Source organism: Rhizobium aethiopicum, from assembly GCF_900094625.1.
GTDB classification, from domain to species: Bacteria; Pseudomonadota; Alphaproteobacteria; order Rhizobiales; family Rhizobiaceae; genus Rhizobium; species Rhizobium aethiopicum.
In genome coordinates this window covers 269,182-283,168 of sequence record NZ_FMAJ01000005.1, presented here as the reverse complement: position 1 = coordinate 283,168, position 13,987 = coordinate 269,182, and the positions used below count along the sequence as shown (strand labels likewise).

Sequence of the window (13,987 nt, the reverse complement as noted above, 5' to 3'; positions counted from 1 at the left end):
CGGGAGGAAATCCATGGCCCATGTTTCGGTCAGCAATGCGCGCAAGGATTACGGGGCGTTCAAAGCAATTAAAGGCGTGTCGGTTGATATCGGCGACGGCGAATTCGTCGTGCTGGTCGGCCCGTCCGGCTGCGGCAAATCCACGCTTCTGAGGATGATCGCCGGGCTGGAGGACATCACCTCGGGGAAGATCCAGATCGGCAGGCACATCGTCAACGAGCTTGCGCCCAAGGATCGCGACATCGCCATGGTGTTTCAGAACTACGCGCTCTATCCGCACATGACGGTGGCCAAGAACATGGGTTTCTCGCTGCGGCTGAAACGCATGCCGAGATCGGAGGTCGACCAACGCGTCGGCAATGCGGCGAAGATCCTCGGGCTGGAAAACCTCCTGGAGCGTTATCCGAAGCAGCTTTCGGGCGGCCAGCGGCAGCGCGTCGCCATGGGCCGCGCGATCGTGCGCGATCCGGCCGTCTTCCTTTTTGACGAGCCCTTATCGAACCTCGACGCCAAGCTCCGCGTGCAGATGCGCTCGGAGATCAAGGAGCTGCATCAGCGGCTGCAGACGACGACGATCTACGTCACCCATGACCAGATCGAGGCCATGACGATGGCCGACAAGATCGTCGTCATGAAGGACGGGCTGATTGAACAGTCCGGCTCGCCGCTCGAACTCTATGACCGTCCGAACAATCTTTTCGTCGCCGGCTTCATCGGCTCGCCGGCGATGAATTTCATCAAGGGCAGCATGACGGAAAACGGCTTCCGGACCGAGGACGGCCTGCTCCTGCCGAGCGAGCGCCACCCCAGGGACGCCGTGACCTACGGCATTCGCCCCGAACATCTCCGAATGGACCCTGACGGCATCGAGGTGACGACTGTCGTCGTTGAGCCCACAGGGTCGGAAACCCTCGTCATCGTCCGGCTAGGAGGGCAGACGCTGACCTGCGTCTTCCGCGAGCGGATCAGGGCCGCCCCCGGTGACGTCTTGAGGATCGCCCCTGGTCACGACACCGTTCACTTGTTCGGCGCAGACGAGCAGCGCATTACAGCAGGCGAAGCGCCACTGAGTTAAGCCCGCCGAATGCCCCCTCCCCTTCGGCCGGGCGCCGCCGGGGGCGCGTTCGCCGCGCTCCCGGCCCAAAATTCCCGGTCCTTTCAAGCATCGTGAGAGAGCCGCCAAGTGCTTGAACGGGCGCCGAAAAGGTTAATATGCGTTAACCTTTAATTTCTTGGCCGGTATCGGAGAATCGCGGATAATAACGGTTACAGGGGCTTTTGGTCCCGAAAATCGTTATCCGAGAGATTGCTGCCGATGAACGCTAATTCAAACGCCTTGAAGGCCGCGCCGCTGCATTTCGAGGATCAGATCCTCGAACACGGCGACGTGATTTCGAAGAAGCTGCATCTGCTCAGCGTGCAGCGCTTCCCGCCGAACGCGAAGAAGACGCTGCGCAGCTTCTCTCTTGCCGAGGTCGCCAATTACGTCGGGGCGTCGCAGAGCACGCTGAAGAAATTGCATCTTGAAGGCAGAGGTCCCTGCCCCCTAACCTCGGCCTCCGGCCGGCGCTCCTACAGCGCCGAGCAGATGCTGGAGCTCAGGCGCTATCTCGATGAGCATGGCCGCTCCGAGAGCCGCATGTATGTGCCCCATCGCCGCGACCATGAGAAACTGCAGGTGATCGCCGTCGTCAACTTCAAGGGAGGCTCGGGCAAGACAACGACCGCAGCCCATCTCGCCCAGCATCTGGCGCTGACCGGACATCGCGTGCTTGCCGTCGACCTCGATCCGCAGGCCTCCCTCTCTTCGCTGCACGGCTTCCAGCCGGAATTCGACCAGTCCTCCTCGCTCTATGAGGCGATCCGCTATGACGGCGACAGGAAGCCGCTCTCTGAGATCATCCACAAGACGAATTTTCCCGGCCTCGATATCGTGCCGGCCAATCTCGACCTGCAGGAATATGAATATGATACGCCGCTGGCCATGGCCGACAAATCGAGCAATGACGGCAAGACCTTCTTCACCCGCATCTCGCGCGCGCTCGCCGAGGTAGACGACCGCTACGACGTCGTCGTCATCGATTGCCCGCCGCAGCTCGGCTACCTCACGCTGACGGCGCTGACGGCGGCATCAAGCGTCTTGATCACCATCCATCCGCAGATGCTCGACGTCATGTCGATGGGCCAGTTCCTGCTGATGCTCGGTGGCATTCTGAAGCCCATCCGCGCCGCCGGCGCCGAGGTGAACCTCTCCTGGTACCGCTATCTCATCACCCGCTACGAGCCAACCGATGTGCCGCAGGCGCAGATGGTCGGCTTCATGTCGACGATGTTCCACGAATTCATGCTGAAGAACCAGATGGTCAAATCGACGGCGATCTCGGACGCCGGGATCACCAAACAGACGCTCTACGAGGTCGAGCGGGCCTCGATGAACCGGGGAACCTATGATCGCGCGATCGAGGCGATGGACGCCGTCAACGCCGAGATCGCCAGCCTTATTCACCAGGCATGGGGGCGGTGAATTTGTCGGCTGACAAATTTGTCGTTTCCGTGAACCGAATCAATGCAATGACCGCAATCGGAGGAAGCAATGGCACGAAAGAATCTGCTTGAAGGGCTGGCCGATATGCCTGACGAAAACGCGGGCGCGCCGAATTATCCGATGCGCGGGGCAGGCCGGTCCCTCGTGCGCTCGCTGGATGAACTTGCCAAGCAGGCGGAGAAATTCCTAGAGGGCGAGGCGGTAGTCGATCTCGACCCCGATCTCGTCGAAGCCTCCTTCGTCAAGGACCGCCTATCCGAGGACGACGAGGATTTCTACGCACTGGTGGAAGCGATCCGGGCGCGCGGGCAGGATACGCCGATCCTAGTGCGTCCGCACGCACGCATCGACGGGCGCTATCAGGTGGTTTTCGGCCACCGGCGGCTGCGCGCCGCCCGCGAACTCGGCCGCAATATCCGCGCCGTCGTCAAAACGATTGATGATCGCACCCATGTCATTGCCCAGGGTCAGGAGAATTCGGCGCGAGCCGACCTCACCTTCATCGAGCGCGCGCTGTTCGCCCGGCGGCTGGAAGAACTCGGTTACGATAGGGAGGTAGTCTCGACGGCCCTTGCCGCCAATGCGGCTTCAGTCTCGAAAATGCTGTCGGTGATGGATCGCATCTCGCCGGCGGTCGTCCAGGCGATCGGCCCAGCGCCGGGTGTCGGCCGCGAGCGCTGGGTGGAGCTTTCGCTGCTCGCCGGCAAGGCGGCCAACGCGGCAAGTGTCGCCAAGGTCCTGCAAGACGCCAACTTTCCGCGATTATCTTCCGACAAACGTTTCGAGACGCTCTATGCGGCACTCAATAAAAACGCGCGGCCGGTGAAGAAAGCCGTCACCGCAAGGAAGGTGAAATGGCAGCCGCGGGACAAGGCGGTCGAGGCGGAAATGAAGAATGACGGCAGGGCGTTCTCCCTCTCGATGAAGGCGAGGAATGCCGGCCGCTTCGGAGAATTTCTCTCCAACAGGCTGGATGCGCTCTATGAGCAATTCCTCGCCGAGGAGAGCAAAAAAGGAGACTGAACCCGCAAAAGAAAAAGGCCCCCAAACGAACGAGTCGTGGAAGCCCTTCTCACATCCTTAGCAAGACAGAGAATCGCATTTTCACGAATCCCAGTCAAGAGTCTTGCAGCACCCTTGCGTCTTTCCAAAGCATGTCGCGTAAAAGTGTGCCGCGGTTTTGCGGCAACGACGTGCGCGAAAACAAAGCCTAAAGCGCAAAGCGAATCTGAAGATCGCGGCGCGCTTTAGACGCGCAAACGACGCTGTAGCACTTTTTCCCTCGCATCGTTTCGGTGAGCGGATTTCTTTTGCCTGAATGGAGGTAAAGGAAATGGAGAGTGAATATGTGACGACGCCCTTCGGGCGGCGGCCGATGTCGCTTGCCATGCTGCTGAAACAGCGGCGCGGCGAAGCGATCGCGGCCGGGACGACGCGCAACAAATGGAAGCTCTTCCGATCGGTCTGCGAGGCGCGGGCAGGGCTCGACGTGACCGACCGGGCGTTGACGGTGCTCGATGCGCTGCTGAGTTTTTATCCCGAAGATGAACTCTCCAGCGAAAAGGCGCTGGTGGTCTTCCCATCGAACGTGCAGCTTTCGCTTCGAGCCCGCGGCATGGCCGCCGCCACTTTGCGCCGGCACCTTGCCGTGCTGGTCGAAGCCGGTCTCATCTCCCGAAGGGACAGCCCGAACGGCAAGCGTTATGTGCGCCGCGGCCGGGAAGGCGGGATCGACGAGGCCTACGGCTTCAGCCTCGCCCCGCTTCTCGCCCGCGCCGGTGAAATCGAAACGACAGCGGCGCGGATCGCCGCCGACCGCCAGATGCTGCGCACCATGAAGGAGCGGCTGACGATCTGCCGGCGCGACATCGCCAAGCTGATTTCCGCGGCCGTCGAGGAAGCCGTTCCAGGCGATTGGGAGCGCATGTCTTCAATGTTCCAGACGATCCTGCAGCGCATTCCGAGTGCGGCAAGTGTGGAAAACCTTGCGCCGATCCTCGAAGAACTGGAGAAAACACGCGCAGATATCGTCAACTTGCTGGAATCGCACGAGAAAATGCAATTGCCGAGCGCCAGTGAATCCCAGATTGAGCGCCAGATACAGAATTCCAACCCTGAATCCATATCTGAATTTGAACCAGGGAAAACCGGGCGGGGGGCGGCGGATGATCAGCAGGGGATGAAACCTGACGATGAGGGGCTGGAAGCGCAGGCGAATGGCGGGGATGGGCCGCGCCTTACCATCCGAATGAGCGCCGGGAAACCGAAATCCTTCCCGCTCGCCATGATTCTCCGGGCCTGCCCCGACATTGCCGATTACGGCCCGGGCGGCGCGATCCGCAGTTGGCGGGATCTGATGACGGCTGTTATCGTCGTGCGCGCGATGCTTCACGTCAGCCCGTCTGCCTATGAGCAGGCGTGCTCAGTGATGGGACCGGAAAACGCCGCCACCGTCATGGCCTGCATCCTGCAAAGGGGAGGGTGCATCCATTCCGCCGGCGGCTATCTCCGGGACCTCACGCGGCGCGCTGAGCGAGATGAATTTGCGTTGGGTCCGATGCTGATGGCGCTGCTGCGGGCAAAAAGCTCGGCTGTCGCCAGGGTCAGCTGACGGCGTTCTTCCTGCCGCGCAGAAGGGCGGCGCGGATCTGTTCGTTCTTGCTGATGACGGGAGGAGGAACCACGGGCGCCGGTTCGGGCTCCTCGGCTCTGGCGGCGCTATGCTTGAGGCTCAGGAAACGCTTCTGCGCGACCAAGCGGTCTTCCTCCGACAGCGCTTCGACGGGCTCGCCGTCAAGGTTATGGCGCATGGAATCGGGTTGGGCGCTGGCGAAATAATAGCGCCGGCAATGGACATAGGCAGCGGTCGCGCGCCTCAGCGTCGTCACGCCGGCATCGGGCTTCAGGAGCGGGCGCAGCTCGTTGAAGAGGCCGACGGCAAAAGGGAGGACCGGATCACCGGCCTTGGCCGGAAGCACGCCGACCGGCCGGATCAACAGCGTGTTGATCGCGTTTGCCTTCTCCACGTCGAGCTCGGTCGCCGCAATCGGCCCGCGGCTGATCTTCCAGGGTTTGTCCATGCATCCTCCATAACGGCCGACTGTGATGGTATCTTGACGGAGAGGGTAGATAGAGGCGCAGATCGCAGATTGCTAGCCCCGCAACAAGCCGGCTCGAGACGTCTTTTCCGGGCGGATATAGCCGGCCTGATCGGCTTGCCATGCATCTAATCGTTTTTTGTCACGGAAGTGCATTGACCTTCGGCATCGATTACACTTCTTATCCGCGCCCAAGATGAGTGACCGGCCGCGGGGAGGATGTATGCGGGTTTTCTCGAATATTGAAGAGCTGCGCCACACGCTCGATGCGCTGAAGCGGCAGGGGCGTACGGTCGGCCTCGTGCCGACGATGGGATATCTCCATGCCGGCCATATCAAGCTCGTCACGCGCGCCCGGGCCGAAAACGACATCGTCGTCGTCTCGATCTTCGTCAATCCGCTGCAATTCGGCCCGGCCGAAGACCTCGGCAAATATCCGCGTGATCTCGAACGCGATGGCGCCATGCTCAAGCAGGCCGGCGTGAATTTCCTCTTCGCGCCGGGCGTGGAAGACATGTATCCCCGCCCGATGAAGACGGTGGTCGACGTTCCCGATCTCGGCCGCGAACTCGAAGGCGCGGTCAGGCCCGGACATTTTGCCGGCGTCGCCACCGTCGTCTCCAAACTTTTCAACATCGTCCAGCCGCAGACCGCCTATTTCGGGGAGAAGGATTACCAGCAGGTCGTCATCATCAAGCGCATGGTGGAGGATCTCGCCGTGCCCGTCCGCGTGATATCCGTGCCGACGGTCAGGGACAGCGACGGCCTCGCATTGTCATCACGCAACGTGTATCTCAGCCCTGAAGAGCGGCGTGCCGCCGTGATCGTCCCTCAGACCCTTGAGGAAGCCGAGCGTCTGGTCGCCGGCGGCCTTAAGGATCCCGCGGAACTGGAGGCAAAGCTGATGGCCTTTCTCGGTCGCGAGCCACTGGCAAAGCCCGAAGTCGTGGCCGTGAGGGATGCTGCGACGCTTGAGCCGGTCACGACGATCGCAGCACCTGTCGTCGTCGCGCTCTTCGTCAGTCTCGGTTCGACACGGCTTCTCGACAACAGGGTTCTCGGAGGTAACAAGCTTATCGGCGAGCGGGGCTTGCCAGGAAAGGGAATGACCAGATGAGTGCTGCCGGATCTCAGAAGCGCCTGACCCCAGCCCGCATCTCCGCCATGAAGGGTGGTGTGCCGATCGTCTGCCTGACGGCCTATACGACGCCGATTGCGCGGCTGCTCGATGAGCATTGCGACCTGCTGCTGGTCGGAGATTCGCTCGGCATGGTGCTCTACGGCATGGAGAGCACGATCGGCGTCACCGTCGATATGATGATCGCACATGGCAAGGCTGTCATGCGCGGCGTCTCCAAGGCGTGCGTCGTCGTCGACTTGCCGTTCGGCAGCTATCAGGAATCGAAGGAGACCGCCTTCCGCAACGCCGTCCGCATTCTTCAGGAAACCGGCTGCGATGCCGTCAAGCTGGAAGGAGGCGAGGAGATGGCCGAGACCATTGCCTTCCTGACCAAGCGCGGAATTCCGGTCATGGGCCATATCGGCCTGATGCCGCAGCAGGTCCAGACCGCAGGCGGCTATCGTTCCGTCGGCCATTCCGAACACGAGACATCGAAGATCCGGCGCGACGCGCATGCCGTCGGCGGCTCGGGCGCCTTTGCCGTCGTCATCGAGGGCACGGTAGAACCGCTCGCTCGCGAGGTGACGGCCAGCATTCACGTACCCACAATCGGGATCGGCGCATCATCGGCCTGCGACGGCCAGGTTCTGGTTTCCGATGATATTCTCGGACTCTTCAACGATTTCAGGCCGCGTTTTGTCAAGCGCTACGACGAACTCGGCAAGAGGGTCGTGGACGCCGCCGCCGCCTACGCCGAGGAGGTGCGGGCGCGCAAATTTCCGGCAGCCGAACATACGTTCAAGCGCCGCAGCTGAGGCGAGGGCAGGGGTCTTTGGCACTCAGCTGACAGCCATCGCCTATCATCCGCCCGCATGCTGCTTGCGCATCGTCTCCGCCGAGCGGCGCACCGCCTCGGCGACCTCCTGCAACTGCTTGGCCATCGGCGTCGAATTGCGCCAGACCATGCCGATCGTTCGCGACGGCTGCGGGTAAGGGAAGCGGGAGATCGACACATGGGCCGAGCGTGTTTCGACGGGAACGGCCATCTCCGGAATGAGAGTGACGCCGATGCCGGCGCCGACCATCTGGACGAGTGTGGAGAGCGAGCTGCCTTCCATGATCTCGCGCGGCCGGGCCGGGCCCACCTTGCAGAAGGACAGCGCCTGGTCGCGGAAGCAGTGGCCCTCTTCGAGCAGCAGCAGCCGCATTTCACGCAGCGCCTCACGCTCGGGCACCGGCTTGTTTCCATCCTCCTGCCGCCTGACCAGCACGAATTCCTCCCTGAAAAGCTCGAGTTCGGTGAGCGAGGCTTCCGACACCGGCAGCGCGACGATCGCCATATCGAGCTGGCCCTGCGCCAGTTCCTGAACCAGCTTGCCCGTCTGCGTCTCCCGCACCTCGATCTGAATCCCGGCGAAGCTTTTGTTGAGATCGTTTATAATGGCCGGCAACAGATAGGGCGCGATGGTCGGGATGATGCCGATGCGCAGCCGCGTGAGGAAGCTGTCGCGCGAGGCGCGGGCAAATTCCCCCAGCTCGTCCACGGCGCGCAGGATGTCGCGGACCCTGAGCGCAAACGTCTGGCCGAAGGGGGTGAGCTTGACCTCCCGCGAGCTTCGCTCGAAGAGCTCGCTGCCCAACTCTTGCTCAAGTTCTTTGATCTGCATGGAGAGCGCCGGCTGAGAGATGGCGCAGGCGTCGGCGGCGCGGCGGAAGCGGCCATCCCGCGCCAGGGCTTCAAAATAACGCAGCTGTTTCAGGGTAAGATTCTTCATAATCTCAGCTTATCGCAGCAATCAGTAAATCCAACTTAAAATTATTGAACGCTTCCGATATGAAGACTGCAAGGGAGAGAGTGGGGCGTCAGCTCGGCTCATCTTTTTGAACCGCAGACAGATCAAGCAATGAAGGAGACGATCATGGACAACCCCACTGACAGCACAGGCAAATGTCCTGTAGCCCATGGCAATACGCCGCGCGGCCGAGCCAACCGTGACTGGTGGCCGAACCAGCTGAACGTGCAGATTCTTCATCACAATTCCGGCCGCGCCGACCCTTTGGGCAAGGAGTTCGACTATGCCGAGGAGTTCAAGAAGCTCGATCTCGACGCGCTGAAGCAGGATCTTCACGCGCTGATGACCGATTCTCAGGATTGGTGGCCGGCCGACTTCGGCCATTACGGCGGTCTCTTCATCCGTATGGCCTGGCACAGCGCCGGCACCTATCGCATCACCGACGGCCGCGGTGGCGCCGGTCAGGGCCAGCAGCGTTTCGCGCCGCTGAACAGCTGGCCTGACAATGCCAACCTCGACAAGGCCCGCCGCCTGCTGTGGCCGATCAAGCAGAAATACGGCAACCGCATCTCCTGGGCCGACCTCCTGATCCTCACCGGCAACGTCGCGCTCGAATCCATGGGCTTCAAGACCTTCGGTTTCGCCGGCGGCCGCGCCGACGTCTGGGAGCCGGAAGAGCTCTACTGGGGTCCCGAAGGCACCTGGCTCGGCGACGAGCGCTACAGCGGCGAACGGCAGCTCGCAGAACCGCTCGGCGCCGTACAGATGGGCCTCATCTACGTCAACCCGGAAGGCCCGAACGGCAATCCCGACCCGGTCGCTGCGGCGCGAGACATCCGCGAAACCTTCGCCCGCATGGCGATGAACGACGAGGAAACTGTGGCGTTGATCGCCGGCGGCCACACCTTCGGCAAGACCCATGGCGCGGGCGACCCGTCCTTCATCGGCGCAGAGCCGGAAGGCGGCGCGATCGAGGACCAGGGCCTCGGTTGGAAGAGCTCGTTCGGCACCGGCGTCGGCAAGGACGCGATTACCGCCGGCCTCGAAGTCACCTGGTCGCAGACGCCGACCAAGTGGAGCAACTACTTCTTCGAAAACCTCTTCGCTTACGAGTGGGAGCTGACGAAGAGCCCGGCGGGCGCGCATCAGTGGCGGGCCAAGAACGCCGAAGCATCCATCCCGGATGCCTATGAGGCGGGCAAGAAGCATGTGCCGACCATGCTGACCACCGATCTTTCGCTGCGCTTCGATCCGATCTACGAAAAGATCTCGCGTCGCTTCCTCGAAAATCCCGATCAGTTCGCCGACGCTTTCGCACGCGCCTGGTTCAAGCTGACTCACCGCGACATGGGACCGAAGGTGCGTTACCTCGGCCCTGAAGTTCCGGCCGAAGACCTGATCTGGCAGGACGTCATTCCGGCCGTCGACCATCCCCTCGTCGACGACAAGGACATTGCCGATCTGAAGGCAAAGGTTCTCGCGACCGGCCTTACCGTGCAGGAACTGGTTTCGACCGCCTGGGCATCGGCCTCGACCTTCCGCGGCTCCGATAAGCGCGGCGGCGCCAATGGCGCGCGCATCCGCCTAGCTCCGCAAAAGGACTGGGAAGCCAACCAGCCGGCCCAGCTCGCCAAGGTGCTCGGTGTTCTCGAGGGCATCCAGAAGGACTTCAACGGCGCCCAGACCGGCGGCAAGAAGATCTCTCTCGCCGATCTGATCGTGCTTGCCGGCGCCGCCGGTGTCGAGAAGGCGGCGGCAGCGGGCGGCAACGCCGTCAGCGTGCCCTTCACGCCCGGCCGCATGGATGCTTCCGAAGCCCAGACGGATGCGCATTCCTTCGCGGCGCTCGAGCCGCGCATCGATGGCTTCCGCAACTATGTGAACAGCAAGCGCCTGCAGTTCATGAAGCCGGAAGAGGCGCTCGTCGATCGCGCCCAGCTCTTGACGCTGACCGGGCCTGAAATGACCGTCCTCGTCGGCGGGCTGCGCGTGCTGAAGGCCGGCAACCCCGAGCATGGCGTCCTCACGTCGCGCCCGGAAACGCTGACGAACGACTTCTTCGTCAACCTGCTCGACATGGCCACGCAGTGGGTTCCCGCCGCCGGCAAGGACGGCGTCTATGAAGGCCGCGACCGCAAGACGGGCGCCGCCAAGTGGACCGGCACCCGCGTCGACCTGATCTTCGGCTCGCACTCGCAGCTGCGCGCCTTCGCCGAAGTCTATGGTCAGGCCGACGCCAAGCAGAAGTTCGTCAAGGACTTCATCGCCGCCTGGAACAAGGTCATGAACGCCGACCGCTTCGACCTCGTCTGATCGGCCGCAGTTTTGGCCGGGCGCAGTTACAGCTGCGCCCGGTTTTTTCTTTTGGGTGCATCGCCAGAGCTCAGGCGACATCATCGAACGGCCCCAGCACTACCACTGTGCCGCACGACGGCATCACCCTAACGAGCGCAGCCCGCGGGCATGACGCGCAACGCGCCGCATCCACCTCGCCCTTCAGGGCCGCTCACAATGCTCAGGCTGGGTTCGCGCTTGTGTGACGAAAACGTCGCTGACGAGAGCCTTCCGCAATGACGCCCACCGCGACGAAGCGTCTCGGCGCTCCCGCTAGCGGGGCAGAACGCCGAAGGGCGAGAGCGACAGCAGATCAGGATCGACTGTCGCCGTCGCTTTCGCCACTTTGGCGTGGCTCATACTGTAGCCATAGGTAAGGACGCGCACACCGTCGATCATAAAAAATTGCGCCTGGTCCAGGCCAGGCCGCAGGGTCCCGGTCACGGTGACGGTCTCGTACATCCGTGCGAGGTGCAAAGGCTCTTGCGGAACGACACGCACCAACTGGTTGGGCGGCGGGGAGGGCATGTGGCTGCAGGCTCCGGCCCAGGGGACGAGCATGAACTCGTAGACGAGATCGCCGTCCCGGTCGATCGGCAGAACGAAACCCGTCAATTCGACCGGAAGAGCTTCATCATGCCAGGCAAGCGTTTCGCCCAGCAGGCCGCTGACGGTTGTGCCCGACGGGGGCACAATCGCTTTGGCCTGATCAGCCGGCCGCAACGCGCTCCAGAAGATGGGCTGCGCTGCGGCGAAGGCACCGGAAATCGGCCAAGCGGAGCCAAAGGCCAGCGCCGCGAACATCAGGCGAAAAGGTCTGTGCTTTGTCATCGCGTCTCCCGGGTAGCCGTGTCGGCGGCCACTGCCAAGCGGATGCTACTCCCGATTTCGCTCGGCCGTCAAAGCCCTTGTCCATGTTGGGCGTCCCTTCTCGGGTCTTCGTACAAGCGAGCGAACTCTCAGAACAGACGCACCAGGTCATGGACTTAGCGTCACCTCTTGTCCTCAAGGATTGATCCAGCGGCAAGAGGAGAGAGAGCCGGTCTCGTCATAGCCGAACAAGGCTCTTCGATTGTCCTGCTGCCTCAACTCAAACCAGTCCAGCGTCCGGGCGCGAAAACTCAGAACGCCGAAGCGCGCCTTTCCTTTCGTTTCGTCGAGAGGTTCCGTCTCAACAATTTCGAAAGCGCACTCGTCTCCGGGCGGACCGCCCGCATAGGTGACCCGGGTCCGGCTGGGCAGCCTGTTCCAGGCGGTATCGGCACGTTCGCTCTCGGGGCCATGACGCTCGATCGTTCCCCGAAGCCGAAGCTGGAGCCGGCCGATCGGGCTAAAGCAGAGTACTGTGACCTGAGGATTCGCCAAGAGTTCTCTCCATTTCGGGCTTCGTGTATCGGTGTGAAATTCGAGGCTCCGCGTCGCTCTGTCGGCCGTACGCAACACGACCGTGCGTGCTTGCGGCCTGCCCTGCGGGTCGACCGAGCAGAGGTTCACATAGCGGAAACCCGACTGCGGATTCACCGCAGCCCTTTCGAGTTCCGTCCAAGCCGGGGCGTCGATATCTGACAGCTTCACCGCAGTCTGTCTCAGACCGAACGGGCAATGCCGCCGTCGACGCGGATGTTTTGGCCGGTGATGTAGCCGGCCCCCTCCGACAAGAGAAAAGCGATGGTGGCTGCGATTTCGTCGCTCGTGCCGTAGCGGCGCATCGGAACGGTGTCGCGCCGCTCTTCGGTGGCGGGCAGGCTGTCGATCCAGCCGGGCAGGACGTTGTTCAGGCGGATGTTCTTGGCCGCATAGGTGTCGGCGAAGATCTTGGTGAAGCTCGCCAGTCCTGCTCTGAAGACCGCCGAGGTTGGGAACATCGGCGACGGTTCGAAGGCCCATGCCGTCGAGATATTGACGATCGCGCCGCCGCCCTGCGCTTCCATGATTGGCGTCACGAGGCGGATCGGCCGCACCGCGCTCAGGAAATAGACCTCCATGCCCTTGTGCCAGTCCTCGTCCGAAATTTCGAGGATCGGCGCGCGCGGGCCGTGGCCGGCGGAGTTGACCAGCGCATCGATCCGACCCCATGTCTCCATCGCAAGATCGACGAGGCGCTTGACGTCGTCGTTCGACTGGTTCGAGCCGGTGACGCCAACACCGCCGAGCTCCTTTGCCAGCGCCTCTCCCTTGCCGGAGGAGGAAAGAACGGCGATGCGGTAGCCGTCCGCAGCCAGCTTCCGGGCAGCCGCTGCCCCCATGCCGGACCCGCCTGCGGTGATGAGAGCTACTTTTCCTTCAGACATTGAAACCTCCGATAGCTGATTTTGCGCAGCATTATGGCAGATGCCGGCTGCACTTTCGCCCGAGAAGAAAGCTGCCAGACTGTAGAAAATTTATGGGAAGACGCGGCTGCCGCTGCCTAAGGCGTACCGCACGAAAACAACGCCGCTACCCCTCCAGCGCCTCGATCATCTCAACCCGCGTTGCATGCCGACCGCCTTCGAAACGAGCGGTCAGGAACGCATCCACGATATCGAACGCCAGCCCTTCGCCCACGACGCGCACGCCAATCGACAGCATGTTCGCATCATTGTGCTCGCGGATCATGCGGGCTGAGAAGGTGTCGGCGCAGACGCCGCAACGGATGCCCTTGACCTTGTTCGCCGCCATCATGATGCCCTGGCCGGTGCCGCACAGAATGATGCCGAACCGGCAATCCCCGGAGGCGACGAGCCGCGCCGCCGCTTCGCCGTGCTTGGGATAGTGCGTGCTCTCCGGCGCAGTCGGTCCGATATCGACCGCCACCCAGCCTCGCTCCGCAATATGAGTGGCAATGGCCTGCCGGAGCTGAATGGCGGCGTGGTCGCTGGAGAGGACGATGCGGTTGCTGGCTATCATGGAAAGTCGTCCCGTTTCCCGAAGCAACTTGGCGGCTTGGCCGACTTGGCTTGGGTGCACTTGTTTTTCAATTTTTCAGGTGCCCGATAACATAACCAGACGAGTGCGCCAACTATGCACGGCCGCAGGATGCGGCACGTTCCGACCCATGGCGGTGGGCCGGCGCTCCCACAAATCTCCAGTGCAAGACCGCATATTCGCGCGGTTGCAA

General features: G+C 62.4%; 13 protein-coding genes. 7 read left to right on the top strand and 6 right to left on the bottom strand.

Annotated features, from left to right (window positions below; translation table 11 throughout):
* Positions 1–13 precede the first annotated feature (13 nt).
* From GA0061105_RS13495 to repC, 4 genes are all read left to right on the top strand, one after another.
* The gene (locus GA0061105_RS13495) at positions 14–1,075 is read left to right on the top strand and encodes an ABC transporter ATP-binding protein (RefSeq protein WP_064692742.1); all 1,062 of its coding nucleotides are present in this window, start codon (positions 14–16) and stop codon (positions 1,073–1,075) included.
* A gap of 240 nt (positions 1,076–1,315) precedes the next feature.
* Positions 1,316–2,524, top strand: a complete 1,209-nt coding sequence (gene repA / locus GA0061105_RS13490; protein ID WP_092750640.1) for a plasmid partitioning protein RepA — start codon at positions 1,316–1,318, stop codon at positions 2,522–2,524.
* A gap of 69 nt (positions 2,525–2,593) precedes the next feature.
* Entirely contained in the window at positions 2,594–3,568 is a 975-nt protein-coding gene (repB, locus tag GA0061105_RS13485; RefSeq protein ID WP_092750638.1) for a plasmid partitioning protein RepB, read from the top strand.
* 310 nt (positions 3,569–3,878) lie between these two features.
* Positions 3,879–5,156, top strand: a complete 1,278-nt coding sequence (repC, locus tag GA0061105_RS13480; RefSeq protein WP_092750636.1) for a plasmid replication protein RepC — start codon at positions 3,879–3,881, stop codon at positions 5,154–5,156.
* Here the strand turns inward: repC and GA0061105_RS13475 are convergent.
* Positions 5,149–5,625, bottom strand: a complete 477-nt coding sequence (locus tag GA0061105_RS13475) for a ProQ/FINO family protein (protein WP_064692745.1) — start codon at positions 5,623–5,625, stop codon at positions 5,149–5,151. The two genes, repC and GA0061105_RS13475, sit on opposite strands and share 8 nt — an antisense overlap.
* 241 nt (positions 5,626–5,866) lie before the next feature.
* Here GA0061105_RS13475 and panC point away from each other — a divergent pair, with 241 nt between their 5' ends.
* The gene (gene panC / locus GA0061105_RS13470; RefSeq protein ID WP_092750634.1) at positions 5,867–6,760 is read left to right on the top strand and encodes a pantoate--beta-alanine ligase; all 894 of its coding nucleotides are present in this window, start codon (positions 5,867–5,869) and stop codon (positions 6,758–6,760) included.
* Complete coding sequence (gene panB, locus GA0061105_RS13465; protein ID WP_092750632.1) at positions 6,757–7,578, top strand: 3-methyl-2-oxobutanoate hydroxymethyltransferase; 822 nt, start codon at positions 6,757–6,759, stop codon at positions 7,576–7,578. Before panC ends, panB begins: the two co-directional genes overlap by 4 nt.
* 45 nt (positions 7,579–7,623) lie before the next feature.
* Here panB and GA0061105_RS13460 read toward each other — a convergent pair whose 3' ends face one another.
* Positions 7,624–8,538, bottom strand: a complete 915-nt coding sequence (locus GA0061105_RS13460; protein WP_092750631.1) for a hydrogen peroxide-inducible genes activator — start codon at positions 8,536–8,538, stop codon at positions 7,624–7,626.
* A 144-nt stretch (positions 8,539–8,682) separates the two neighbouring features.
* On the opposite strand from GA0061105_RS13460, the gene katG reads away from it, so the two are divergent.
* On the top strand, positions 8,683–10,869 hold the full coding sequence (katG, locus tag GA0061105_RS13455; RefSeq protein WP_092750919.1) for a catalase/peroxidase HPI: 2,187 nt from the start codon (positions 8,683–8,685) through the stop codon (positions 10,867–10,869).
* Positions 10,870–11,163: 294 nt separating this feature from the next.
* On the opposite strand, the gene GA0061105_RS13450 is transcribed toward katG, so the two are convergent.
* The 4 genes from GA0061105_RS13450 to rpiB all read right to left on the bottom strand — a co-directional run bounded on the left by GA0061105_RS13450 (position 11,164) and on the right by rpiB (position 13,776).
* Entirely contained in the window at positions 11,164–11,721 is a 558-nt protein-coding gene (locus GA0061105_RS13450; protein ID WP_064692749.1) for a DUF3299 domain-containing protein, read from the bottom strand.
* Between the two features lie 174 nt (positions 11,722–11,895).
* On the bottom strand, positions 11,896–12,465 hold the full coding sequence (locus GA0061105_RS13445; RefSeq protein ID WP_092750629.1) for a pyridoxamine 5'-phosphate oxidase family protein: 570 nt from the start codon (positions 12,463–12,465) through the stop codon (positions 11,896–11,898).
* An 11-nt stretch (positions 12,466–12,476) separates the two neighbouring features.
* Positions 12,477–13,181: an SDR family oxidoreductase gene (locus tag GA0061105_RS13440; protein WP_092750627.1), complete on the bottom strand. Its 705-nt coding sequence runs from the start codon at positions 13,179–13,181 to the stop codon at positions 12,477–12,479.
* A 145-nt stretch (positions 13,182–13,326) separates the two neighbouring features.
* A complete protein-coding gene (gene rpiB / locus GA0061105_RS13435) occupies positions 13,327–13,776 on the bottom strand; it encodes a ribose 5-phosphate isomerase B (RefSeq protein WP_092750625.1) in 450 nt (149 codons plus the stop codon).
* Positions 13,777–13,987 lie beyond the last annotated feature (211 nt).